Origin of the sequence: Neorhizobium phenanthreniclasticum, assembly GCF_040066075.1 — a bacterium.
In the GTDB taxonomy this organism is placed as follows: domain Bacteria; phylum Pseudomonadota; class Alphaproteobacteria; order Rhizobiales; family Rhizobiaceae; genus Neorhizobium; species Neorhizobium petrolearium.
In genome coordinates this window covers 381,581-404,367 of sequence record NZ_JBEAAL010000003.1, presented here as the reverse complement: position 1 = coordinate 404,367, position 22,787 = coordinate 381,581, and the positions used below count along the sequence as shown (strand labels likewise).

Annotated in this window: 23 protein-coding genes and 1 tRNA gene; 7 read left to right on the top strand and 17 right to left on the bottom strand. The window is 60.9% G+C overall.

What is annotated here, in order from left to right; translation table 11 throughout:
* The first annotated feature begins 123 nt into the window (after positions 1-123).
* Positions 124-291, top strand: a complete 168-nt coding sequence (locus tag ABK249_RS08075; protein ID WP_265105717.1) for a type II toxin-antitoxin system RelE/ParE family toxin — start codon at positions 124-126, stop codon at positions 289-291.
* Between the two features lie 141 nt (positions 292-432).
* Here the strand turns inward: ABK249_RS08075 and ABK249_RS08070 are convergent, their stop codons facing one another.
* From ABK249_RS08070 to ABK249_RS08055, 4 genes are all read right to left on the bottom strand, one after another.
* Positions 433-861, bottom strand: coding sequence for a DUF1178 family protein (locus ABK249_RS08070; RefSeq protein WP_037157158.1), 429 nt, complete (start codon positions 859-861; stop codon positions 433-435).
* Positions 858-1,712 carry a carbon-nitrogen hydrolase family protein gene (locus ABK249_RS08065; protein ID WP_227704237.1) on the bottom strand — a complete coding sequence of 285 codons (855 nt, stop codon included), beginning with the start codon at positions 1,710-1,712 and terminating at the stop codon, positions 858-860. Before ABK249_RS08065 ends, ABK249_RS08070 begins: the two co-directional genes overlap by 4 nt.
* Before the next feature lie 10 nt (positions 1,713-1,722).
* Positions 1,723-1,980 carry a glutaredoxin 3 gene (gene grxC, locus ABK249_RS08060; RefSeq protein WP_037157154.1) on the bottom strand — a complete coding sequence of 86 codons (258 nt, stop codon included), beginning with the start codon at positions 1,978-1,980 and terminating at the stop codon, positions 1,723-1,725.
* A gap of 68 nt (positions 1,981-2,048) precedes the next feature.
* Positions 2,049-2,825: a ComF family protein gene (locus ABK249_RS08055; RefSeq protein WP_227704238.1), complete on the bottom strand. Its 777-nt coding sequence runs from the start codon at positions 2,823-2,825 to the stop codon at positions 2,049-2,051.
* A gap of 58 nt (positions 2,826-2,883) precedes the next feature.
* Here ABK249_RS08055 and ABK249_RS08050 point away from each other — a divergent pair, with 58 nt between their 5' ends.
* The gene (locus tag ABK249_RS08050; RefSeq protein WP_037157356.1) at positions 2,884-3,756 is read left to right on the top strand and encodes a methyltransferase domain-containing protein; all 873 of its coding nucleotides are present in this window, start codon (positions 2,884-2,886) and stop codon (positions 3,754-3,756) included.
* Between the two features lie 6 nt (positions 3,757-3,762).
* On the opposite strand, the gene ABK249_RS08045 is transcribed toward ABK249_RS08050, so the two are convergent.
* From ABK249_RS08045 to ABK249_RS08020, 6 genes are all read right to left on the bottom strand, one after another.
* Positions 3,763-3,936, bottom strand: coding sequence for a Flp family type IVb pilin (locus ABK249_RS08045; RefSeq protein ID WP_081952981.1), 174 nt, complete (start codon positions 3,934-3,936; stop codon positions 3,763-3,765).
* Between the two features lie 57 nt (positions 3,937-3,993).
* The gene (locus ABK249_RS08040; protein WP_037157152.1) at positions 3,994-4,314 is read right to left on the bottom strand and encodes a hypothetical protein; all 321 of its coding nucleotides are present in this window, start codon (positions 4,312-4,314) and stop codon (positions 3,994-3,996) included.
* Between the two features lie 231 nt (positions 4,315-4,545).
* Entirely contained in the window at positions 4,546-4,962 is a 417-nt protein-coding gene (mutT, locus tag ABK249_RS08035) for an 8-oxo-dGTP diphosphatase MutT (protein WP_037157150.1), read from the bottom strand.
* Positions 4,959-5,738: a GNAT family N-acetyltransferase gene (locus ABK249_RS08030; protein ID WP_227704239.1), complete on the bottom strand. Its 780-nt coding sequence runs from the start codon at positions 5,736-5,738 to the stop codon at positions 4,959-4,961. Before ABK249_RS08030 ends, mutT begins: the two co-directional genes overlap by 4 nt.
* Positions 5,739-5,745: 7 nt before the next feature.
* Positions 5,746-6,987, bottom strand: a complete 1,242-nt coding sequence (gene argJ, locus ABK249_RS08025) for a bifunctional glutamate N-acetyltransferase/amino-acid acetyltransferase ArgJ (RefSeq protein WP_227704240.1) — start codon at positions 6,985-6,987, stop codon at positions 5,746-5,748.
* Positions 6,988-7,170: 183 nt separating this feature from the next.
* On the bottom strand, positions 7,171-8,046 hold the full coding sequence (locus tag ABK249_RS08020; RefSeq protein WP_037157144.1) for a peptidylprolyl isomerase: 876 nt from the start codon (positions 8,044-8,046) through the stop codon (positions 7,171-7,173).
* 250 nt (positions 8,047-8,296) lie between these two features.
* Here ABK249_RS08020 and secA point away from each other — a divergent pair, with 250 nt between their 5' ends.
* On the top strand, positions 8,297-11,008 hold the full coding sequence (gene secA, locus ABK249_RS08015) for a preprotein translocase subunit SecA (protein WP_227704241.1): 2,712 nt from the start codon (positions 8,297-8,299) through the stop codon (positions 11,006-11,008).
* A gap of 13 nt (positions 11,009-11,021) precedes the next feature.
* On the opposite strand, the gene ABK249_RS08010 is transcribed toward secA, so the two are convergent.
* On the bottom strand, positions 11,022-11,939 hold the full coding sequence (locus ABK249_RS08010) for a LysR family transcriptional regulator (RefSeq protein WP_227704242.1): 918 nt from the start codon (positions 11,937-11,939) through the stop codon (positions 11,022-11,024).
* A gap of 143 nt (positions 11,940-12,082) precedes the next feature.
* On the opposite strand from ABK249_RS08010, the gene ABK249_RS08005 reads away from it, so the two are divergent.
* From ABK249_RS08005 to ABK249_RS07995, 3 genes are all read left to right on the top strand, one after another.
* Complete coding sequence (locus ABK249_RS08005) at positions 12,083-13,555, top strand: MFS transporter (RefSeq protein WP_227704243.1); 1,473 nt, start codon at positions 12,083-12,085, stop codon at positions 13,553-13,555.
* Between the two features lie 95 nt (positions 13,556-13,650).
* Entirely contained in the window at positions 13,651-15,063 is a 1,413-nt protein-coding gene (locus ABK249_RS08000) for a lipopolysaccharide biosynthesis protein (protein ID WP_227704244.1), read from the top strand.
* Positions 15,063-16,343: a GNAT family N-acetyltransferase gene (locus ABK249_RS07995; protein WP_407722145.1), complete on the top strand. Its 1,281-nt coding sequence runs from the start codon at positions 15,063-15,065 to the stop codon at positions 16,341-16,343. Before ABK249_RS08000 ends, ABK249_RS07995 begins: the two co-directional genes overlap by 1 nt.
* Positions 16,344-16,346: 3 nt before the next feature.
* On the opposite strand, the gene ABK249_RS07990 is transcribed toward ABK249_RS07995, so the two are convergent.
* Positions 16,347-17,981: an AMP-binding protein gene (locus ABK249_RS07990; RefSeq protein ID WP_227704245.1), complete on the bottom strand. Its 1,635-nt coding sequence runs from the start codon at positions 17,979-17,981 to the stop codon at positions 16,347-16,349.
* Positions 17,982-18,207: 226 nt separating this feature from the next.
* On the opposite strand from ABK249_RS07990, the gene ABK249_RS07985 reads away from it, so the two are divergent.
* A tRNA-Leu gene (locus ABK249_RS07985) sits at positions 18,208-18,292 on the top strand.
* Positions 18,293-18,378: 86 nt separating this feature from the next.
* On the opposite strand, the gene ABK249_RS07980 is transcribed toward ABK249_RS07985, so the two are convergent.
* From ABK249_RS07980 to ABK249_RS07960, 5 genes are all read right to left on the bottom strand, one after another.
* Complete coding sequence (locus ABK249_RS07980; protein ID WP_227704246.1) at positions 18,379-18,924, bottom strand: CatB-related O-acetyltransferase; 546 nt, start codon at positions 18,922-18,924, stop codon at positions 18,379-18,381.
* Between the two features lie 91 nt (positions 18,925-19,015).
* Positions 19,016-20,035 (bottom strand): glycosyltransferase family 10 domain-containing protein, encoded by a 1,020-nt coding sequence (locus ABK249_RS07975; protein WP_227704247.1) that lies wholly within the window; start codon positions 20,033-20,035, stop codon positions 19,016-19,018.
* A gap of 49 nt (positions 20,036-20,084) precedes the next feature.
* A complete protein-coding gene (locus ABK249_RS07970) occupies positions 20,085-20,951 on the bottom strand; it encodes an alpha-1,2-fucosyltransferase (RefSeq protein WP_227704248.1) in 867 nt (288 codons plus the stop codon).
* Positions 20,952-21,013: 62 nt separating this feature from the next.
* Positions 21,014-21,778 carry a glycosyltransferase family 25 protein gene (locus ABK249_RS07965; protein ID WP_227704249.1) on the bottom strand — a complete coding sequence of 255 codons (765 nt, stop codon included), beginning with the start codon at positions 21,776-21,778 and terminating at the stop codon, positions 21,014-21,016.
* Positions 21,779-21,945: 167 nt separating this feature from the next.
* Positions 21,946-22,680: a hypothetical protein gene (locus ABK249_RS07960; RefSeq protein WP_227704250.1), complete on the bottom strand. Its 735-nt coding sequence runs from the start codon at positions 22,678-22,680 to the stop codon at positions 21,946-21,948.
* Between the last annotated feature and the right edge of the window lie 107 nt (positions 22,681-22,787).

Sequence of the window (22,787 nt, the reverse complement as noted above, 5' to 3'; positions counted from 1 at the left end):
CATCTTCTCTCGCCAAGCGCGTGGAGACCTCAGGGATATCGGTCGATACCTGCTGAACCAGAATCCTGGCCCGCCATCCCTTATATGGAAGACCTGCGCACTGCATGCTTGGAGCTCGCGCGCATGCCCCATGCTTTCGAGATCCTGGAACTGTCAAATCATCCAGGAGTTCGCCGGCGTGTCTTCGCTCCCTATGTGATCTTCTATCGAGCAGAAAACCCGGACGTGAGAATCCTCCGCGTCGTCCACGGTGCGAGGGATTATCTGCGTATCCTCAACGAGGAAATTTGAGAGCGTTTTCTCGCCGTAGGGATCATCCCCGCCCCTCATTCCCCTGCTACACTTCATCCCGACGAATACACGAAAGACCGGACGGATTTCACTCCATCCAGCCCTTCGGGTTCTTTGAAATGAAGTCTTGCGGAAACGAGGTCAGTTCGTGTCCTCGGGGAGCACCGGCATCGGCGCCACCTCGATGCCCTCTTCGAGAAGATCGCGCACCTCGCTAAGGCTCGCCTGGCCGATGATGCCGCGCGCATCCGCCTCGCCGTAATGGATCTTGCGGGCCTCCTCGGGGAATTTCTCGCCCACGTCCTCCGCATTGGCCTTGATCTCGGCGACCGCCTGCTTGAGCTTTGCCATCGCCTCCTGGCGGGCAAGGTCCATGACCATCGCCTGTTTCTCTTCCTTTTTGCGCGCCGTCGAAACGGCGGGCGCCATCAGCGTTTTGGAGATCGAGGGGGAATTGCAGACCGGACAGGTGAGAAAGCCGCTTTCGACCTGGCGATCGAAATCGGCACTTTCGGAGAACCAGCCCTCGAACGTATGAGCATTTTCACAGGTCAGCGTATACTTGATCAAGCGGCAACACCTCCCGCCACATCGGACACAGTGTCCAGCGCGAATTCGCGGGCATTCCTGAGATTGGGGATTTTGACGCGTGCGGCCTTTACCGCATCGATGTCGATCTCCGCAAGCACCACCGCCTCGCCGGTGCCGCCGGCGGATGCCAGCACCTTACCCCAGGGATCGACGATCATCGAATGGCCGAAGGTCTCGCGGCCGTCTTCATGAACCCCTGCCTGGGCGGCGGCGATCACGAAGGCGCCGTTTTCGATGGCGCGGGCGCGCAGCAGAATCTCCCAATGGGCCTCGCCCGTCTGGCGGGTGAAGGCGGCGGGCACGGTCAGGATCTCGGCGCCGACGAGCGCCTCGGCGCGGAAAAGCTGCGGGAAACGCACGTCGTAGCAGATCGCGAAGCCGAGCCTGCCGAACGGCAGGTCGGCAACCCGTGCTGCGACGCCCGGCTCGTAGGCCGAGCTCTCGCGCCAGCTTTCGCCGTTGTCGAGATCGACATCGAACATGTGGATCTTGTCATAGGTCGCAACCAGCCGGCCTCCGGGTGCGAAGAGCAAGGCGCGGTTGGCGATCTTGCCGTCGTCCCTTGCGATCGCCGTCGATCCGATATGCAGATGAATGCCGAGTTCGCCGGCGAGGTTGCGGGCGGTCGAAACGATGATGTCATTCGTCTCGTCGCGCAGGATGTCGCGCATCGCCTTGCGGTCCCGCTGCAGAGCGCCGGTCATTTCCGGTGTCTGGATATAGGTCGCGCCATGCGCCGCCGCCTCGCGCACCAGCCGGACCATGTCGGCGGCGTTCTTCTGCGGATCAACGCCGGAGCACATCTGGATCGCTGCTGCCTTGAACGTCATCGCCCTGTCCTCACGCTGCCAGCATCGGGTCCAGCTTGCCGGCCCGGTCGAGCGCATGAAGGTCGTCGCAGCCGCCGACATGCGTCCCGTTGATGAAGATCTGCGGGAAGGTCGAACGGCCGTTGGCCTTCTGGATCATTTCCTCACGCAGTTCCCTGGAATAGGTTGCATCATGCTCGGTATACTTGATGCCCTTGGACTCGAGCAAAGCCTTCGCGCGGGCGCAGTAGCCGCAATATTCGCGGGTATAGATGGTCACATCTGCCATGAATGTCTCCGGGCGCCGCCAGATGGGAAGGAGCTGGGAAAAGGCCGCGCGTCAACTGTCATCTTCTGTCATATAGGCCCGGAAACGGCCATTGCAAAGGTCAAAACCGTAACCTCCGCGGCACCTGCCTTCTTCAGCGCACGGGTGGCGGAGGAAACGGTCGCCCCGGTCGTGTAGACGTCGTCGATGAGGATCAGGCGCCTGCCGAAAACATCCGCCTCATGGCCGGGCGCAACCTGGAAGGCGGCCCGCACATTGTCCTCGCGGGCGCGGGCCGAAAGCCCCACCTGCCGGCTGGTGCGCTTGACGCGGACAAGCGTCGACGGCAGGAACGGCCGGCCGGATTTTTGCGAAAGATGCCGCCCGAGTTCGGCCGCCTGGTTGAACTTCCGGGATGCGAAGCGCGAGCGGTGGAGCGGAACCGGCAGGATACCGTCCGATTTTGCCACATGGTCTTCGGCGGCGCGCAGCATCAGGCCGGCCATCATCGGGGCAAGGTCGGTGCGGTCCCGGTATTTCAGCGAATGCACGAGGTCGCGCGCCGGTCCCTCGAAGATCGCGGCGGACCGCAGCCGGTCGAAGACGGGCGGGTTTGCGATCGCCTCGGCCGACAGCATGCCCTCTCCCGGATCGTAGGAGAACGGCAGGCCGAGCACCTCGCAATAGGGCCGTTCGATGAAGCGGATCTCCTGCCAGCAGGCGGGGCAGAACCCGCCATGCGCCCCGGTGCTGACCCCGCAGCCGGGACAGACCGGCGGATAGACGAGATCGGTAAGCCATCTCGTCCACCCTGCGGCAAACGATGCTACAAATCGAAGGGCATTGGCGCTCGGCTCGGCGGACATGGGTTGACTTTAGCGCATGAAGAGAGCCTTTGCGACGGCAGGATACGGGTTTGATACGATGGAAATTCTTTTCGATGAACGGCTGATCGAGGCAAGGCGCGAACGCGCCTTCGCCGGTGGGGATCACAAGGCCGCCTTCCTCCTGGAGATCGCCGGCCGCGAGCTCGCGGATCGCCTCGCCGTCGTCGAGCGCCGGTTCGAAACCGCCGTCGAGCTGCATGGCGGCACCGGCATCGCCGCCCGTGATGCGCTGGCGACCGGCAAGATCGGTGTCATGCGCCGTATCGAAACCAGTGAGGCCTTCGCCGGAGATGGCGAGACGGTGACGGCCGCTCCCTGGGAGGACGTGCCGCTGGAACCGGAATCCGTCAACCTGGTGCTGTCGCCGCTGGCGCTGCACCTTGTCAACGATACGCCCGGTACGCTGATCCGCTTCCGCCGTGCGCTGAAGCCGGACGGGCTTTTTCTGGCCGCCATCCCCGGCGTGGGGACCCTTTCCGAACTGCGTGACGTCCTGTTGTCGGCCGAAGCGGAATTGCTGGGCGGTGCAAGCCCGCGCGTCATCCCCTTCGCCGATGTCCGGGATGTCGGGGGCCTTCTGCAGCGCGCCGGCTTCACGCTGCCGGTGGTCGATATCGAGACCTATACGGTGCGCTACGACTCGCTCTTTCCGCTGATGCGGGATCTGCGTGCCATGGGCATGACGAACCCGCTCGCCGGCCGCAGCCGCGTGCCGGTGACAAGGCGCTTCTTCGTGAGGGCGGCGGAGATCTATGCCGAGCGCTATTCCGATCCGGACGGCCGCATCCGCGCGACTTTCTCGATCATCTACGCCTCAGGCTGGTCGCCGCACGAAAGCCAGCAGCAGCCCCTGAAACCGGGGTCCGCCAGGATGCGGCTGGCAGACGCCCTGCGCGGAGGGACGGAGTAGCTCGCTCTAAGGCGTAGCGTCCTCGTAGGCATCGGCAATCCCGCCGAACATATTGTTCATCAACTCGTAGTAATCGCCCAATGCGACAAACAGGGTCAGTGCCAGGATCGAAATGAGCAGGCCGTATTCCACGGCCGTCGCGCCGCTGTTATCCTTAAAGAGAGAGCTGAAAAGGCGCATCAATTATCCTTCGGGCCTGGAATGGACGAATCCAGGCGCCTGAAAACGGCTCCGGCTTCAGCAGTCGCTACCGGCTCCGTAGCCCTCGACGATGCAGACCGTGCCCGGTGTCTCCTGCAGGACACTACGGCGAATTGTATAATGTTTCGTGCTCTTTTCGGCCGGTTTGATGGAGCCCGTGGTGATCAGGTCGAAGTCATCCTGAATCTGCCCCAGCTGACGCTCGTGATTGCGGCCCGCCAGCATCGGCGTGATGATCAGGGAAAGAGCGATGGCAGCCGTGCCGAACAGGAGTGCGATGTTGAGCGCGCCGGTCCTGCCGAAACTGTGCCGCGCCTGTTGCCGGCCTCGCACGGTTTTCCAGAATTCCTCGTCCATGCCTTCATAGCCTCGTCAACGCGGTTACCAGATGATGAGGCCTGAAAATATCACACGCGGCTAAACGATCCCTTAACAACGAGTGAATTCGGTCATTCTAATTTGAACGATTGAGCCGCGGCAGCGACCTACAGCATCGGCCCGAAGGTCGGAATCGATTTTCGGAAAGCACGATGCGTAGATTCAACAATTTAAAGCGTCCTTTGTGCGTCCGAATGGACGCACGGCGCTCTATAGCAGGTCCTGAAGAATGGGGATCAGCGGCTCGTCGGCCGGCGGCATGGGGTAGTCGCGTAGCGCGTTCGGCCTGACCCATTTGATCGCCTGGCCTTCCCGACCGGTCGGGATGCCCTCGAAACGCCGGCAGATATAAAGCGGCATCAGAAGATGGAAGGTCTCATAGGTGTGGCTGGCGAAGGTGAGCGGCGCAAGGCAGGGGATTTTGGTGGTGATGCCGAGCTCTTCCTCGAGCTCGCGCACCAGCGTTTCCTCCGGCGTTTCGCCCGGCTCGACCTTGCCGCCGGGAAATTCCCAGAGGCCGGCGAGCGTCTTGCCCTCCGGGCGCTGCGCCAGCAGGATGCGCCCGTCGGCATCGATCAGCGCGCAGGCCGCGACCAGCACCAGCTTGCGGGGTGTTTCGCTGCTCATCCTCGTCCTTCCCGCCACCAGTAACGGTATTCGTAGGCCTTGCGAAAGCCGAATTTCCGGTAGAGCGCCAGCGCCGTCGCGTTGGTGGAGACGACCTGTAGCCAGGCCTGCCGCGCACCGCTGATGCGGGCCCAGCGCAATGCCGAAGACAGGATCTGCGTGCCGATGCCTTCCCGCCGGTGGGCTTCCGCCACGGCAAAAGACATGATGCCGGCCAGATCGTTATCTTGCACGCAGAGCGCCACGGCGACCGCGCCATTCGCCGGATCTTCTTTCATGAAGAAGCCTGACGGCGGCTTGATCGCCGAGAGGATTTCGGCAAGCGCCGGCTTCAGCGCGATGCTTTCGCCTTCAACAGCAAGGCTGGCGTCGATGAACCGGCCGATGTCGTGACTCGGCAGGTAGTCGAGCGTATCGGGCAGTGCCAAGGCCGTCAGGTCGACGGTCAGCACGTCGACCGTCTCGAACATCCGCCATCCGTCCGCCTTGATGTGGTCGATGAGGACGGGAGGAGCGAGCGGCGTCTCGCGGACGATGAGCGGCCGGCCATAGCTCTCGAACCGCTTGCGTGCCCTTTCGAGCCGCTGCTCCATATCGCGATGATCGGAAGGATCGAGCGGGACGATGCAATTCAGCCGTTTGGATGGATGGCCGCCGGTGAGCCGTACCTGCCAGCTCCCGTCATAGACGACGGAAGCCGCCGGCCAGGCCCGGAAGCCCACGGCCTCCAGCCGGCGAACCAGGGGCAGATTGCTCTGCGGAGATGATGCCTGCATCAAATGATCAGCTCCGGTAGTCGCCGTTGATAGCGACATATTCCTTGGTGAGGTCGCAAGTCCAGACGGTCGCCGTGCCGTTGCCGAGGCCGAGATCGACTTTCACAGGAATGTCCTGTTGCCTCATGACGGCGGTGGCGGCAGCTTCGGAATAGCTGGGATCGCGCTCGCCCTCGACGGCGACCCGCACGTCGCCGAACCAGATCGCCAGCCGGTCGCGGTCGGCCATCTCACCGGATTTGCCGACGGCCATCACGACGCGGCCCCAGTTGGCGTCCTCGCCGGCGATCGCCGTCTTGACCAGCGGCGAGTTGGCGATCGACAGCGCGATCACTTTCGCGGCCGCATCGCTCTCGGCGCCGGTCACGGTGATCTCGACCATCTTGCGGGCGCCTTCGCCATCCCGCACGACCTGCAGCGCCAGATCCTTGAGCAGATCGTCGAGCGCGGCGCGGAAGCTTTGAAGACGCGGATCGTCCGCGCTCTCGACGCGGACCTGACCGTCATCGGCGGCAGCACCCGTCGCAAACAGCATCAGAGTATCGGAAGTCGAAGTATCGCTGTCCACCGTGACGGAGTTGAAGCTCGGGCCGACGCCCGCGGCAAGCAGGGTCTGCAAGGCCGGCGAGGCGATGTCCGCATCGGTCACCACGAAGGAGAGCATCGTCGCCATGTCCGGCGCGATCATCCCGGCCCCCTTGGCGATGCCGTTGATCGTCACCTTCACGCCGCCGATCTCCGCGGTGCGGGTCGCGACCTTCGGGTAGGTGTCGGTGGTCATGATCGCCTTGGCCGCTTCCTGCCAGAAGTCGCCGGCGGCGGTCCTGTTCATGTCGCCGAGCACGCCTGCGAATTTCGTCGCATCCAGCGGTTCGCCGATAACGCCGGTCGAAGCGAGGTAGACCTCGTTCTCGCCGCAGCCGACGGCTTGCGACGCGGATTTCGCGGTCAGTGCCGTCGCGGCCTTGCCCTTGATGCCGGTGAATGCATTGGCATTGCCGGAATTGACGACGACCGCGCGAGCGATCCCGTGCGGCAGGTTGGCGCGACAGAAATCCACCGGCGCGGAAGGGCACTTGGACCGCGTGAAGACGCCCGCCACCGCGGCCGGCCGGTCGAAAACCATCAGCAGCACATCGGTGCGGTTCTTGTACTTGATCCCGGCGGCGGCGGTCGCCATGCGCACACCGCGCAATGGCGGCATGTCGGGATAGGATTTAGGGGCGAGCGGCGAAACGGAAGCGGACATGGCTAGACCTTGGTTCAATTGAAAGTCGAAGCTGGACTACCTGCTCGACGTCATCCTCGGGCTTGTCCCGAGGATCTGCTGCCCTTCATGATAGTGGATAGATCCTCGGGACAAGCCCGAGGATGACGGATAAATGCGGAGGTCTCCACCTCGAGGGGAAGATGGACTCCTTATCCTTAATCCTTACGGCTTCGGAGCCGGGGCGTCGCTTGCACCCTGCATCTTGTTGACTTCATCATAGCCCTTCTTGAGGGCCTCATCGACGATCTCGACCTTCTGCTCGCTCTTGGCCTTCTCGATCAGCGCCACATACTTGTCACGCATCACGAGCTGCTTGACCTGGTCCTCGACCTGTTCGAGGGCCGGCGGGGGAGCGTCACGCTTGTCTTCGACCTTGATGACATGGAAGCCGAACTGCGTCTTGACGGGGGTCTTCGTGTAGGCGCCCTTTTCGAGGGCGAAAGCGGCTTCCTCGAATTCCGGAACCATGCGGCCGGGGCCGAACCAGCCAAGATCACCGCCTTCGTCCTTGTTGGAATCCTGCGACTTTTCCTTGGCGATCTCGGCAAAATCCTTGCCGGCGTCGAGATCGGCGATGACCGCCTTCGCCTCGTCTTCCGTCTTCACCAGGATGTGACGGGCATGCACCTCTTCCTGCTTCGGGATAGAGGCGATTTCCTTGTCGTAACGGGCCTTCACCTCTTCCGGGGTGACGGCATCGATGACATGCTTGCGGAAATAGGCGTTATGAAGTTCACGGTCGCCGATATAGGCCATCCGCTTCTTGAAATCGTCCGTATCCTTGATGCCTTCGGCGATCGCACCCGATGCGAGAAGCTTGACGTCGATGGCGCCGGAAAGGGCGGCGACTTTCTTCTGCTCGTCCGGAAGCTGGGCAAGCTGCGGGTCGAGGTTCTGGACGGCCAGGTCGAGTTCCGACTGGCGGATTTCCAGGCTGCCGACCTTCGCCACGACCGGATCTTCCGCCGCAAACACCGGAGCCTGGGAGAAGATTGCAGCAGCGAGCGCGGCCGTTACGAGAAATTTGTGGCGCAACATCAATTCACCTTTCAATAGGGCACCGGTTTCAGAATGCCTGATTCCGGCCGGAAAACCTTCACAAACACCGGAATGTGGCCATTCTGTATCGGCCGCCACCGTTGACATCATTCGACCCCCCTCTTATCTGTCACGCAACTTTGCGTCCAGAAGAGTTTCCGGGCGTGGCGGGTCATTTTGTCGTCATCGGATGATGATGGGCCGCCCGGCCCGCGATCCCGAGAGAACTGATTCAGAAAGGACCATTCGTATGGTCAGCCTTGGCGGCATCGCCCGCAAATTGTTCGGTTCGGCAAACGATCGCCGCCTGCGCGGCTACACGCCGAGGATCGACGCGATTAACGCAATCGAGGAGAAGACCAAGGCTCTCTCCGATGAGCAGCTTGCCGCCCAGACGGCGGAATTCAGGAAGCTGCTGGCCGAAGGCAAGACGCTGGACGACATCCTGATCCCCGCCTTTGCCGTGGTGCGTGAAGCCTCGCGCCGGGTGCTCGGCATGCGGCCCTTCGATGTGCAGTTGATGGGCGGCATGATCCTTCATGATGGCGCGATCGCCGAGATGAAGACCGGCGAAGGCAAGACGCTGGTGGCGACGCTGCCCGTCTATCTGAACGCGCTCGCCGGCAAGGGCGTCCACGTCGTGACCGTCAACGATTACCTCGCCCGCCGCGACGCAACGACGATGGGCCGGCTTTACGGCTTCCTCGGCCTGACGACCGGCGTCATCGTCCACGGTCTCGACGACGAGGAACGCCGCGCGGCCTATGCCTGCGACATCACTTACGCCACCAACAACGAGCTCGGCTTCGATTATCTGCGCGACAACATGAAATACGAGCGCGCGCAGATGGTCCAGCGCGGCCACAACTATGCGATCGTCGACGAAGTGGACTCAATCCTGGTCGATGAGGCCCGCACGCCGCTGATCATCTCCGGCCCGCTCGACGACCGTTCCGACCTCTACAACACCATCGACGCCTTCATTCCGCAACTCACGCCGGAAGACTATGAGATCGACGAGAAGCAGCGTTCCGCCAACTTCTCGGAAGTCGGCACGGAAAAGCTGGAAAACCTGCTGCGCCAGGCCGGGCTCTTGAAGGGCGAAGCCCTCTACGACGTCGAAAATGTCGCGATCGTCCATCACATCAACAACGCTCTGAAGGCCCACAAGCTCTTCACCCGCGACAAGGATTACATCGTCCGCAACGGCGAGATCGTCATCATCGACGAGTTCACGGGCCGCATGATGCCGGGCCGCCGCTATTCGGAAGGCCAGCATCAGGCGCTCGAAGCCAAGGAAAAGGTGCAGATCCAGCCGGAGAACCAGACGCTCTCCTCGATCACCTTCCAGAACTATTTCCGCATGTATTCAAAGCTCGCCGGGATGACCGGTACGGCTTCGACGGAAGCGGAAGAGTTCGGCAACATCTATAAGCTCGAAGTGGTCGAAGTCCCGACCAATCTTCCGATCGCCCGCATCGACGAGGACGACGAGGTCTACCGGACCTTCGAGGAGAAGTTCAAGGCGATCATCGAAGAAATCAAGGCCGCCCACGAGCGCGGCCAGCCGGTGCTCGTTGGCACGACCTCGATCGAGAAGTCCGAACTGCTCGCCAACCTGCTGCGCCAGTCGGGCTTCGATAAGTTCCAGGTGCTGAACGCCCGCTATCACGAGCAGGAAGCCTATATCGTGTCGCAGGCCGGCGTGCCGGGCGCGGTCACGATCGCCACCAACATGGCCGGCCGCGGCACCGACATCCAGCTCGGCGGCAATGTCGAGATGCGCCTCGAACGCGAGCTCGAAGGCATTGAGGATGAGGCCGAGCGCCGGGCGAAGGAAGCGGCGATCCGCGAGGAAGTGAAGAGCCTCAAGGAAAAAGCATTGGCCGCCGGCGGTCTCTACGTCATCGCCACCGAGCGCCATGAAAGCCGCCGTATCGACAATCAGTTGCGCGGCCGTTCCGGCCGCCAGGGTGACCCGGGCCGCTCGAAATTCTACCTGTCCCTCCAGGACGACCTGATGCGCATCTTCGGCTCCGACCGTATGGACGGCATGCTGCAGAAGCTCGGTCTGAAGGAAGGCGAAGCGATCGTCCATCCCTGGATCAACAAGGCGCTCGAGCGCGCCCAGAAGAAGGTCGAAGCCCGCAACTTCGACATCCGTAAGAACCTTCTGAAATACGACGACGTCACCAATGACCAGCGCAAGGTGATCTTCGAACAGCGCATCGAAATGATGGATTCGGAAGACGTGTCCGAGATCGTCGAGGATATGCGCAACGAGGTGATCGAGGTCATCGTTGCCAAGCACATCCCCGAAAGGGCCTATGCCGAACAGTGGAATGCGGCAGGCCTGCGCGAGGATGCCGGACGCCTCCTGAACCTCGACCTGCCGATCGAAGACTGGGTCAAGGAAGAGGGCATCGGCGAGGACGATATCCGCGAACGCATCACGCAAGCGGCCGACCAGGCCGCCGCTGATCGCCGCGAACGCTTCGGTGCGGATATCATGAACTATGTCGAGCGCTCCGTGCTGCTGCAGACGCTGGACCATCTCTGGCGCGAGCACATCGTCAACCTCGACCACTTGCGCTCGGTGATCGGTTTCCGCGGCTATGCCCAGCGCGACCCGCTGCAGGAATACAAGGCGGAAGCCTTCGAGCTTTTCCAGGCGCTCCTTGCCAACCTCCGCGAGGCGGTGACGGCACAGATGATGCGCGTCGAACTGGTGCAGAACCCGCAGCCGCCGGAACCGCCGCCGGTTTTCGAAGCGCATCATCTCGATGCCACGACCGGCATGGATGAGGTGAGCGGCCTCGACGGCGAGAACTTCCTTGCGGCGCCGCAGGACCGCCGGCCGGAAGACCCCTCCACCTGGGGCAAGATCGGCCGCAACGAGCCCTGCCCCTGCGGATCAGGCAAGAAATACAAGCACTGCCACGGCGCGTTCGAGCAGGTGTGAGGCCCGGCTGGGCTTAAGCTTCGGCGCGGCCTTGCCCCGCCGAAGCGGCGCAGACGTCCCTCACACAGCCACGCAGCCAGCGATGCGCCGGATCGGCATCCATCCTCGGATGCCAGAAGAGCGATATCGTGATCTCCGGCACCGGTACCGGAAGGGCAAAGCTGAACATATCCGCCCGCAGATCACGCGTATGGCGTTCGGGAACCGTGGCGACCATATCCGATGCCCGAGCAAGGGCCAGCGCCGCGGCAAAACCGCCGACCATCGTCCCGATCTCTCGCCTGATCCCCTGAATTTCAAGGATATCGTCCAGATAGCCTTTCTCGGAACCGCGCCGAGAGACGAGCACGTGTCTGGCCGCGGCATAGCGGGACGGCGTTATTTGACCGGCGCTCAGCGGATGGTCTGCACGAACGACGCCGACGAAGCGGTCGCTGAACAATGCCTGCACCCGAACCTCGGGACCGGTAGCCTTGCCGATTACGCCGGTCTCCATGTCGATGCTGCCGTCGCGCAAGGGACCGCTGTCCTTGTCCTGCTTCGGCACGAAGCGGAGCCGCACGCCGGGCGCTTCCCGGTTCACGCGGGCAATGAGATCCGGACCGAAATTCTCTACGAAACCGTCGCTTGCGCGAAGCGTGAACGTCCGGGTCAGCTTTGAAAGATCGAGTGCCTCAGCCGGCCGCAGCACCGCCTCGACCTCTTCGAGAAGCAGGCCGACGCGCTCGCTGAGTTCGAGCGCCCTTGGCGTCGGAACGAGACCGCGTCCTGCCCTCACCAGCAGCGGATCGCCCGTCGCCTCCCGCAATCGCGCCAGCGCCCGGCTCATGGCCGAAGGGCTGAGTCCGAGCCGCCTGGCGGCATGGGCCACGCTGCCTTCCGCAAGCAGCGCATCAAGGGTGACAAGCAGGTTGAGGTCCGGATGCGACATACGCCGGACAATAGCACGGACCTCGCCGAATGATATGGCGTCAGATGCACGAATAAAATGCAAATGATGCGCGTTCCGCCACGATATGCCTGAGGCTAGATTTGCCGCGCCGACCATGCAGGCGGCAGAACGGAGCCTTGGAGATGTCACCGACCACCACACCGAACGCCGCAACACCGAACCCCGCGACGGGCACGGCAGAAAATATTCCTACGAGCCGGAAGGCGCTTGCCGCTCTGTCGCTCTCGATCTTGTTGTCGTCGCTCGGCACGAGCAGCGCGAATGTCGCCCTGCCGACGCTCGCGCAGGCGTTCTCTGCCTCCTTCCAGGACGTGCAATGGGTGCTGCTGGCCTATCTCCTCTCCATCACGACGCTCATCGTCGGCGCCGGCAGGCTAGGCGACATGATTGGCAGACGCCGGCTTCTTCTCTCCGGAATCGCGCTGTTCACCATCGCCTCGATCCTCTGCGGCACCGCTCCCACACTCGTCATTCTGATCGCCGCCCGTGCGGCGCAGGGCGCTGGCGCCGCCATCATGATGGCGCTTGCCATGGCGTCTGTCGCGGATATCGTGCCGAAAGCGAAAACCGGCAGCGCGATGGGATTGCTCGGAACCATGTCGGCCGTCGGAACGGCTCTCGGGCCTTCTCTCGGCGGCATCCTCATCGCGACGGCAGGCTGGCCGGCGATCTTCCTTGTCAATGTGCCGGTCGGCGTCACAGCCATTCTTCTCATTCGTCGGCATCTGCCCGATGACCACAAGGAAAGATCCGAACCGCACCCGGGCTTCGACGGCACGGGAACACTTCTGCTTGCCGCAACACTCGCGGCCTACGCCCTGGCGATGACCATGGGCAAAGGTCGCTTCGGCCCCCTCAATGTCGGGCTGCTCGTGGCAGCGTTCGCCGGGCTTGGCCTCTTCGTTCTCGCCGAAGCGAAAACCCGGTCACCGCTGCTGCGCTTGTCGATGCTGCGCAATGCCGCTCTGAGCTCTGGCCTGGCGATGAGCGCGATTATTTCGGCGGTCATCATGACGACGCTGGTGGTCGGTCCTTTCTATCTGTCGCACGCACTTGGCCTCGATGCGGCCGGGGTGGGGCTCGTACTTTCGGCCGGGCCGGTCGTTTCGGCGCTGACGGGCATCCCGGCCGGCCGCATCACCGATCGTTTCGGCGCACGCTCGGCGACCATCATCGGGCTGACCGGCATGGCTGCCGGGGTCTGCCTGCTCGCAACCCTGCCGGCAACGTACCGCATCCCAGGCTATCTTCTCCCGGTCATCGTCACGACGATGGGCTATGCACTCTTCCAGGCGGCCAACAACACGGCCGTTATGGCCGATATCCACTCCGGGGAGAGGGGCGTGATTTCGGGCATGCTCAACCTGTCCCGCAATCTCGGCCTCACGACCGGCGCTTCGGTCATGGGGGCGGTATTTGCCGCCACCACCGGCGCAGATATTGGCACCGCCTCTCCCGGGGCCGTAGCCACGGGCATGCGATCGGCCTTTGCCATCGCCACCGGGCTCGTTGTCGCCGCGCTGGCGCTTGCATTGATCGGCTACAGCCCTGCGGCCGGCCGGGTCGAAAGCCGCGACCCGAGCGGAAGATCGTGAATACTTTGACGGCCCGGCGAACCCTTTCTTAACCCTGCTGTGGCAACACTTTCCGCCATTGTTCCCGTCGTCGTTACGAGTATTGCGTGCCCATCATGGCGGTTATCGAAACAGCGGAGAGATTGCTTCCGCCTGGCTTGCGTGCCCGGCTCGCCCCGCTGACACGCAAGCTCGACGCGATCATCACGGATGACAACGAAACGAGCCGCGCCCAGCGGCAGGCACTCACCGCCTTCGTCATCCGTGTCGCCAGTGCCGCCATCGCCTTCGTCTCGCAGATCGTTCTTGCCCGCCTGATGGGCGAATTCGAATACGGCATCTTCGCTTTCGTCTGGGTTCTGGTCGTGCTCGCCGGCAACCTGTCCTGCCTCGGCTTCCACACCTCCGTCATCCGCTTCCTGCACCAGCACAAAGCGCGGGGCGAGATGGCGACGGTGCGCGGCCTCAACCTCGCTGTCCGCCTCGTGGCGCTTGCCTCGGCGAGCACGGTCGCGGGCCTCGGCTTTCTTTTCCTGTATATATTCGGCGAGAGGATCGAACCCTATTACCTCATTCCGGTCGCGCTCTCATTTTTCACCATACCGATGATTGCGCTGGGAGACGTGCTGGACGGAACCGCGCGCTCGAACGGTTGGACAGCGACGGCGCTGAGCCCCACCTATCTGATCCGGCCCACGCTGATTCTTGCCTTCATGCTTCTCGCTCTCTGGCTCGGCGCGCCGCACACGGCTGTCACTGCCATGCAGGCGGCACTTGCCGCAACCTATGTCACGACGCTTTCGCAGCTCCTGCGCCTGACATTGCGGCTGCGCCGGGAATACGGCACCGGCCCGGGGAAGTTCGAGACGGCTGCCTGGTTCCGCTATTCGCTGCCGCTTTTCCTGGTCGACGGCATCGGCTTCCTGCTGACCAATGCCGATGTCGTGGTTGTCGGCCTTTACCTGCCGCCGGATCAGGTCGGCATCTATTATGCCGCCGCCAAGACCATCGTGCTGGTCCAGTTCGTCTATTTCTCGATCAAGGCCGCCGCCGGCCCCCGCTTTTCCGCGATCATGGCTGAGGAGGACATGACCGCACTCGCCGCCTTTGCCGGCCAGACCACCCGCTGGAGCTTCTGGCCGTCGCTTGCGATCGGCCTTTGCGCCCTTGCAGCCGGCGAAATGCTGCTCTCGCTCTTCGGCCCCGGCTTCACGGCCGGATACCCGCTGATGGCGATCCTGTTCGCCGGTATTCTCGCCAAATCGATGGTCGGTCCCGGCGAAGTGCTGCTCAGCATGGCCGGTCGCCAGAACCTCTGCGTGTTGCTCTACGCCGCAACCCTTGCGGTGAGCATCGGCCTCAACATAGTGCTGATCCCGCTGCTCGGCCTCACCGGGGCCGCCATGGCGACAGCCGCCGCGATGATGGTCGAGGCCATCCTGCTGCATGTTGCCGTCCGCCGGACGCTCGGCATCGTGCTCTTCGCCTTCGCCGGCCCCATGACCTCCGTTCCTTCAAAGGCATCATGATCATGGCCCAACCTCCGATCAGCGGCGAATTCGAAGGCAATGGCAGCGGTGGGCTTTCCGCAATCCGGACTTTCCGTACCGAACGTCCCGATGCCGATACCCGCCTGCGTGTCGGCCGCCCGGGGCGCGAGCTCTGCCTCTATCCCGCAGCGCTCGGCTACGATCTGCAGGAAGAGCTCGAATTCCTGTCGAACCGCGCCATGGAACCGAACATCTTCTTCTCGGCCCGGCTGCTGGCCCCCGCGATGCCGCGCGTCGATGACAAGCAGGTGCACCTGGCGCTGATCCGCGACGAGAGCAACAACCGCAGCCGGCTCCGGCTGCTGATGCCCTTTACGATCGAAAGACCCGGATTCTCGATCGGCGCGTCGATCATCCGCACCTGGGCAAACCCGTTCGGCCCGCTCGGCACCCCGCTCGTCGATGCCGAAGATGCGGCCGAGACGATCGACAACCTCCTGGAAGCTCTGGCCCTGCGGGAGGCGCGGCTTCCTTCCGTGCTCGTGCTGCCGGACGTGCGGCTCAACGGCCGCTTCGCGCAGCTTGCCAAGGCGGTCGCCATCAGCCGGAACCTGCCGGTCACCGTGACCGATCCGTTCCAGAGACCGATGCTGGAGAGCTTGGCTGACGGCGAGACCTACCTGAAGCACGCGATCTCCCCGCATCACGTGCGTGAGATGCGCCGCCTCTGGCGCAAACTGGAAACCAAGGGGAAGCTCGCCTATTCCGTCGCGCGCCAGCCGGAAGAGGTCCGGTTGCGCATGGAAGAGTTCCTTCTGCTCGAAGCCAAGGGCTGGAAGGGTCGGCGCCGCTCGGCGCTCATCAACGACCGATACCGTTCGGCCTTCGCCCGCGAGGCGATCACCAACCTTGCCGAGGTCGACGCGGTGCGTATCCATACCGTCGATTTCGACGGCCGCGCCATTGCCTCGCTCATCGTCTTCGTCATGGCCGGCGAGGCCTATACCTGGAAGACGGCCTATGACGAGGATTTTGCCTCCTACTCGCCAGGCAAGCTCCTGATGATCAAGCTCACCGAATGGCATCTGGAAGATGCCAACATCATGCGTACCGATAGCTGCGCCGTACCGGACCATCCGATCATGAGCCGGTTCTGGGAAGAGCGCGAGGAAATGGGCACTCTGGTCATCGGGCTCAACCAGAACGGCGACCGCGACGTGCGTCAGGTGGCCGCCCAGCTTCACCGCTATCGCAACACCCGCAACATGGCCCGTATCCTGAGAGAGAAGATCCTGTCGATCGCCGGCCGCGGAGACTGAAATCTATTCCGCGGCCGCCTTCTCGCGCAGCAGTCGGCGGATGACCTTGCCGGTAGTCGTCAGCGGAATGTCGTCGACGAAGGCGATCTCGCGCGGATATTCGTGCATAGAGAGGCGCGTCTTCACCCATTCGCGGATTTCCGCGGCAAGCGCGTCGCTTGGGCTGTAGCCGGGGGAAACAACGATATAGGCCTTGATGATTTCGGTGCGGACCGGATCGGGCTTTCCGACGGCGGCCGCCAGCCTCACGGCCGGATGGCCCGTCAGACAGTCCTCGATCTCGCTCGGACCGATGCGGTAACCGGATGAAGTAATGACGTCGTCGTCACGGCCGACGAATTCCACGTAGCCATATTCATCCTGCCGGCCGAGATCGCCGGTCATCAGCCAGTCTCCGACGAACTTGGCCTTCGTTGCGGCTTCGTCGTTCCAGTAGCCGAGGAACATCACCGGATCGGGTCGGCGGATGGCGATCTGGCCCATTTTGCCGACCGGCACCTCGATACCCTTCTCATCGACGATAGCCACATGGTGGCCGGGCACGGCGCGCCCGATCGCACCACCGCGCGAGACGCCGAGATTGGCCGCCGATCCCAGAACGAAATTGCATTCCGTCTGGCCGAACAATTCGTTGACCGTCAATCCCAGTGCCGATTTCGCCCAGTCATAGGTCTCGCGCCCGAGCGCCTCTCCGGCCGAGGCGATCGTCCGAAGTTTCAGATCGTATTTTTCGAGCGGCTTCTCCACCGATTTCATCAGCCGCAACGCCGTCGGCGGAATGAAGGCATTGCGCACCCCCATCTCCGCCATGATGCGGAAGGCCATGTCGGCGTCGAATTTCTGCGCCGGCGACGAGACGACCGGTATTCCGAGCATCAGCGCCGGCATCAGCACGTTGAGCAGGCCGCCGGCCCAGGCCCAGTCGGACGGCGTCCAGATCCTGTCGCCTTCCTGCGGCGCGAATTCATGGCCGAGCTGGAAGCCGGGAATATGGCCGGCGAGCACCCGGTGACCGTGCAGCGCCGCTTTCGGCGGACCGGTCGTGCCGGACGTGAAGATCATCAGCGCGGGATCGTTGGGACCGGTCTCGACTACATCGAAAAGCGGCGGATGAGCGGAAATCAGCGTGTCGAACGAGACCAAGCCTTCCCCAGCCGGCACATCCTCGGTGACGATCACATGCCTGAGATCCGGCAGCTTGTTCCGGATATCGGCAAGCCGCGCGAGACCGAAGACATTGGTGACGATGGCCGCAGCACCCGATGCCTTCAACCGGTATTCCAGCGCCTCGGCACCGAAAAGCAATGCGAGCGGCAGCGCGATACCGCCCATCTTGTAGATTGCCACATGGGAAATGACTGTCTCGAAGCTCTGCGGCAGGAGAAGCGCGATCCGGTCGCCACGCTTCAAACCGAGCGACAGGAAGGCGTTGGCGAGCGACGCAGACCGCCCCGAAAGCGCGCCATAGGTCAGCGCCAGATGTCGGCCGTTCGGGCTGAAATGCTCAAGACAGATGCTGTCTGGATGCTCCGCGGCCCAGGCGTCGCTGACCACTTCGCCCATATTGAACCTGGACGGAATCTCCCAGGCGAAATCGCGGATGAGGTCCTCATAGGAGGCGCCGGCAGGCAGTTTCATGGGCAATGTTTCTCATTTTGCTGCACCAGCTAACATGTTCGAAACTTGAAGCACAAGAGGACCGCCGGGGGGACCTAAGGGTGCGGAAGCCTGTTAACGCAATGGGCTATCGGGAACATGCTGCAAGGCAGTATCGGACTTGTCACAGTCTTTCGACATGGTAACCGGCACTTCATTCTTGCATCGGCTTGCAGCCCCGTGCTAGAGCGCTTGCCGTTACCAAAGTGCCCCGTTGGCGGAATTGGTAGACGCGCCTGACTCAAAATCAGGTTCCGAAAGGAGTGCTGGTTCGATTCCGGCACGGGGCACCATTTTCTGTTTTTTGAGCTTTGTCTTCAGAAAATCCGGGTTGGATCGGCCATTTATGGCAACAGGCCCCAGTCATTGTCTATCGTGGCTAGCCAAGCTGGGTAGACATGCGGGCCTTCAAATCTGAAATGATGATCCTGGCTTCATTCAAGTCCGCCTCCCACCAGCGGCTATCAAGTATCATCCCTCTTTGAGCTTCCTCGAACCGATAGCGGATAAGTTTTGCAGGGGAGCCGGCAACGATCCCAAAATCAGGGACATCTGAGTTGACAAAAGAATTTGCGCCGACAACCGCGCCTATACCAATCTTAACTCCCCTGCGGACTATTGCGTCGACGCCAATCCAAGCGTCGTGTCCTATGGAACATTCTCCGCTGGTCAGCTCGGCATAGGGATTGCGGTAAAAAATACTATTTGTAGAAATCTCGTAAACATAGTGTTCTCCCGCACCTACAGTTACGTTATTTGCTATCGAGACATAGTTTCCAATTTCGCTCTTCGTGATGTCGCATCGCTCCCCTATGTAGCAATACCTGCCGACATTCGAGTCTCGGCTGACGCGACTGGATGGGCGAACCTCAGTCGTAACATCGAACCGTCGGTCGTTTCTTCTCTTAAAAAGTCGAATCTTCATCTTTAGCCTTTGTAGATGTCTGCCTGAGGCGGCAGCGATCTTGTCGCTCTCAAAGTCGACATCGCAACGGATTTCTGCTGCCGGCAAGAAGTCAGAAGCGATCACGATTCAGAAAACTGAAAATCTTACGCGCTTGTTTTTTTGCCGAATTCGCAAGTTTAGCTCCGCGGGAAGACGTATAGACCTGTTCAGCCTCGAGAAAAGCGCCATGACTTCCTCTCTGGAGCGCACCCATCTTTGCCACGTCCTTAGCGACCTCCGCGAGGATCGCAAAGAGGTTGTTCTCGTACAGCACCAGACGACGAGCTTCTTCCAGGATGGGAATTGCGCGCTCAGCCAGATCCGATTCGATGATCTTCTTTATTTTGCCGATCGCACCCTCAATGTCCAAGATATTAATCGACGTCAAAGCACCGGTTGGAAAGTAATCAATAATATTTGGCGCACCATAATAAATTGGATAAGTCATCGCCAAGAATGGATCTGACAATTTTTCTGTCCAATAGTGATTATATGTCGAATTCTCAATGGCGATATGATATCGATAGGGCGCCAGGACTTCTAATTTATCCGCAAAGCTGTTAACTCCACGCCCATAAAAATCTATCTCGTTGCCAAAATATTCTCTGACACGCTGTACGAATGTTAGCCTGCTACGATGCCCTTCTGCATAAGCTTTATTGGAGGAAACGATGGACGCAAGTTTTGTTTTGGCTGGGCGCCAGTTCTCAAATTCGTCAAAACACATCCCCCTTTGACGAATGGAACCATCGGAATTCCAGCCGCCGACGAGCCACGGCAATCCGATTTGAGAAAGTCTGAAATTCGGATGGACTGTCTGCGGATCAGTAGTCAGCACCATGTCGAACTGCGAGAGGAAACGCGGATCATAAGCCTTGATGGCCCGCGGCTCGGAAGCAACGAACACTCGATATCCGGCAGCCGCAGTGATGACCTTCGTCGGCAAGCCATCATAGACGAATATGACATCGCAGGCTTCAGTATTGCCGGAAAAGTCGAACCGGACTCCATCCCACTCGGGAACTGAATCGGGAAACTGACGTAGCCAGTCCCAATTTGGAGAACTTGAGATAAATCCGGCACGTATCATGGAGCACCCGCCTGCAAAACGCAGCCCGTTCCAGCCAGTATACGGCGCATCATAAACGCTCCCAGTCCGCAGGCACGAGGTCCTTTTCGATATGAGCCGCGGATTTGAACCAGTTCAAAGGTGCTATCACGTGCTTTGCAGGCTCGGGATTGAGCCATGCCCCCCACCAGCTGAAGGTGCTGTTGGCAATGATGTGGTTGCGGCAGGCAGCCATCAAATGCATGTCCTGCGCATCCAGATCATCATCCTGGGGCTCAATGAATATGACCGGCCAGGTTTCAGGCAAATTGGCCCGCGCCCAGGCAGGGTCATCCGAGAAGACAAAAAAGGTCACATCGCCCATCCGCTCCGCCATGCGAGACATCGCACCTTGATACCAAGAAGGCTCCAACGTCCCATGCACTGCATTTGCATGAGGGTTGGTGACATAATCGCCCCGCCGGACATGGACGGACACCGCATTTGAACTCTTGATCCTGTTAAGAACGGCCGCCCGTGGAGGGGTGAATGGAGAGGCAAGGTTGAAGTCGCGGCGGATCGTGTCCGAGATGGCGGAAAAGTATTTTTCGCTTTGCCAATACCCTTCCAGATAAACCGGGCCCGTCAGGCCCAGCACCTCAGGATCAAAAGCCTGCCCTTTTTCCACGACATGCCGACCCGGGCTTCGAGATCTCCATATTTGCTGCATCCGGCGGACGACGCTCGACCGCTTGCGAGTTGCAGGCAGATCCCGAGAAGCGGCTGCAGTCGCCTTGATATCGAATTGGCCGAGCGCAAACCGCCGACGGGTGTATTTTTCCATCGAGGTAAGATCGAGTTTCAGTTCCTGATTGGTCGCGATGGATAGCGATCGGCCCATGGCATACTGGAACATCTGGTTGCCAAGTCCACCGACGATATGTGCGATAACGGCCATGGGCATAGATCTCGTCGTTTGGTTTGCCCGCCTGCAGCGCCGGCATGTCGTTGAACCCGCAGTCAGAAGGATTTGCGCCACGAATAGGGCAGATTGGCAAGAAACCGCCCAACGTCGTCCCGCGCGCGATACAAGGCCCTCCAGCGACGAAAGCGCCGCGACTTCGGCGCCCGTTTGGTACCCTGCCAGATCTCAGACTGCTCCTCCGTGTCCGCAGCATGCCTTACCGGATACGGAAAGATTGCAAGAGAATTGACGCCATGTGTCCAGAACCGATCGAGATGGCAATCGACCGGCTCGAACCAGACGGAAGCTGTTGCGATCAACCGCGCCGCGGCCTTCGGTGAAACCGCATAGCAAGAGGTGCCATGCGGCCCCTTGAAGAAGCGCACGATGCTCCACTGATCGTCAATCGTTTCTTGGAGCGTGTAGGCTCTCTCTTTGTGCCCGGAAAAGCGAATGAGGCCGCAACGGCTGATCCGTTCCGAAGCCAACCTGTAGGCTTCAAGGAAGCCGTCGTTGATCGCGACATCATCCTCGAAAATAAGCAGCGGTCGATTGTCTTGAACACAGCGCTGCCAGAGAAGGTAATGGCTGGCGAAACATCCAAGTTCACCGGGGTTCAGGGTGAACCCTCTGCGGATTTCAGCGAGCTTCTGATCGGCCCGGTCAAAAAGAGGATGGTGGGCAGCTTTACCATCAACCGCTTGAAAAAAGCTGAATGAAAGGCCGAGCGGCGTTAAGAGGGCCGTCATTTGCTGGCGCCGCTCCCATGACCGCTCCAGGTTCACAACCACCACTTCCAAAGGGACTGCATCTCTCTTCAACTAGCACTCCGATACCTATTCCCGCCTTACGCAAGCGGTTCTGACTATTTTCCCTCTGTTGTCAATCTGCGCTACGGCGAAGATCAATGATGCAACAATATCAACAAATACTTGGTTGCCGTATTTCAGGTCATGCACTCGAAAACAGAAAGGGCCGAACGTATCGATTAGCTGGCTTCCCAGAAAGAGCTGGAGTCCCTGATGATCTTTTTGATCCCTTTTTCCTCTCTCCAATTCCGGCCGATGTCCTTGATCACCGGTTTGTTCTGAGGGGAAAAAATATAGTTGTCGTATTTGCAGACATAGGCCTGAAGGGGCAGGTTGACATCTGAATAGAATTGCTTTTCCGGATCTTTTGTCACGTCCATAAGCCCCGCACATGCGCGGGCAAAGGGACCTCTCAGGATCGACGGCGAGGTCGTAAAGATCGGCCTGTGCGTAAATTTCGGAAGCTTCACGCCGGCAAGCCTGAAGTATTCGTTCTTCCGATGAAGATGTCCGTTTTTCTTGACGTCCCAATTCTTCTCCTCCGTATGGAAGGAGACCTGCGCGACAGTAGGGTCGGAAAAGGGTTCGAAGGCTTCCTCACCGATGTCAGTCAAGGCAACCCAATCGTCCTCGAAATGCATGACGAAATCGGCAGTTGTCGCCAGCCACAGTCTCCGGACTGCATTGGCGAATCCGGGAGCCTCCGGCTCAAAAAGCACGCCCGTCGGAAAATGGCCCCGGAACAGCGAAACACAGGCCTCGTGATCCTTGGCATCGCCGAAGATCGGGTCAAGGTTCATGTAGACGTTGACAAGATCGAGGTTGCTGAAAATCCGTTGTGACAGGCTCGAAAGGGTATCGGAGAGCAGATCCGGCCGTCGGGCTGAAACTATGCAGACATCCGTCTTGAACATGAATTTTATCTTTACCGAGTGCATGGCTGCGGCTTGCAGCCGGGAACCGATCGCCGATCGTCGCGCTATTTCCGGATAGCCTTCTTTTGGAGAAATAACACCACAAA

Coding starts and splice junctions, on each gene's coding strand:
- ABK249_RS08075 (WP_265105717.1), top strand. CDS start 124: ATGCCCCATGCTTTCGAGATCCTGGAACTGTCAAATCATCCAGGAGTT.
- mutT (WP_037157150.1), bottom strand. CDS start 4,962: ATGAGCAGCGAAACACCCCGCAAGCTGGTGCTGGTCGCGGCCTGCGCG.
- ABK249_RS08020 (WP_037157144.1), bottom strand. CDS start 8,046: ATGTTGCGCCACAAATTTCTCGTAACGGCCGCGCTCGCTGCTGCAATC.
- ABK249_RS08005 (WP_227704243.1), top strand. CDS start 12,083: ATGTCACCGACCACCACACCGAACGCCGCAACACCGAACCCCGCGACG.
- ABK249_RS08030 (WP_227704239.1), bottom strand. CDS start 5,738: ATGCAGGCATCATCTCCGCAGAGCAATCTGCCCCTGGTTCGCCGGCTG.
- argJ (WP_227704240.1), bottom strand. CDS start 6,987: ATGTCCGCTTCCGTTTCGCCGCTCGCCCCTAAATCCTATCCCGACATG.
- secA (WP_227704241.1), top strand. CDS start 8,297: ATGGTCAGCCTTGGCGGCATCGCCCGCAAATTGTTCGGTTCGGCAAAC.
- ABK249_RS08055 (WP_227704238.1), bottom strand. CDS start 2,825: ATGTCCGCCGAGCCGAGCGCCAATGCCCTTCGATTTGTAGCATCGTTT.
- ABK249_RS07970 (WP_227704248.1), bottom strand. CDS start 20,951: ATGGCCGTTATCGCACATATCGTCGGTGGACTTGGCAACCAGATGTTC.
- ABK249_RS07975 (WP_227704247.1), bottom strand. CDS start 20,035: ATGATACGTGCCGGATTTATCTCAAGTTCTCCAAATTGGGACTGGCTA.
- ABK249_RS08045 (WP_081952981.1), bottom strand. CDS start 3,936: ATGCGCCTTTTCAGCTCTCTCTTTAAGGATAACAGCGGCGCGACGGCC.
- ABK249_RS08065 (WP_227704237.1), bottom strand. CDS start 1,712: ATGACGTTCAAGGCAGCAGCGATCCAGATGTGCTCCGGCGTTGATCCG.
- ABK249_RS07980 (WP_227704246.1), bottom strand. CDS start 18,924: ATGAAGATTCGACTTTTTAAGAGAAGAAACGACCGACGGTTCGATGTT.
- ABK249_RS08040 (WP_037157152.1), bottom strand. CDS start 4,314: ATGGACGAGGAATTCTGGAAAACCGTGCGAGGCCGGCAACAGGCGCGG.
- ABK249_RS08010 (WP_227704242.1), bottom strand. CDS start 11,939: ATGTCGCATCCGGACCTCAACCTGCTTGTCACCCTTGATGCGCTGCTT.
- ABK249_RS07960 (WP_227704250.1), bottom strand. CDS start 22,680: ATGTTCAAGACGGATGTCTGCATAGTTTCAGCCCGACGGCCGGATCTG.
- ABK249_RS08050 (WP_037157356.1), top strand. CDS start 2,884: ATGGAAATTCTTTTCGATGAACGGCTGATCGAGGCAAGGCGCGAACGC.
- ABK249_RS08000 (WP_227704244.1), top strand. CDS start 13,651: ATGGCGGTTATCGAAACAGCGGAGAGATTGCTTCCGCCTGGCTTGCGT.
- ABK249_RS07990 (WP_227704245.1), bottom strand. CDS start 17,981: ATGAAACTGCCTGCCGGCGCCTCCTATGAGGACCTCATCCGCGATTTC.
- grxC (WP_037157154.1), bottom strand. CDS start 1,980: ATGGCAGATGTGACCATCTATACCCGCGAATATTGCGGCTACTGCGCC.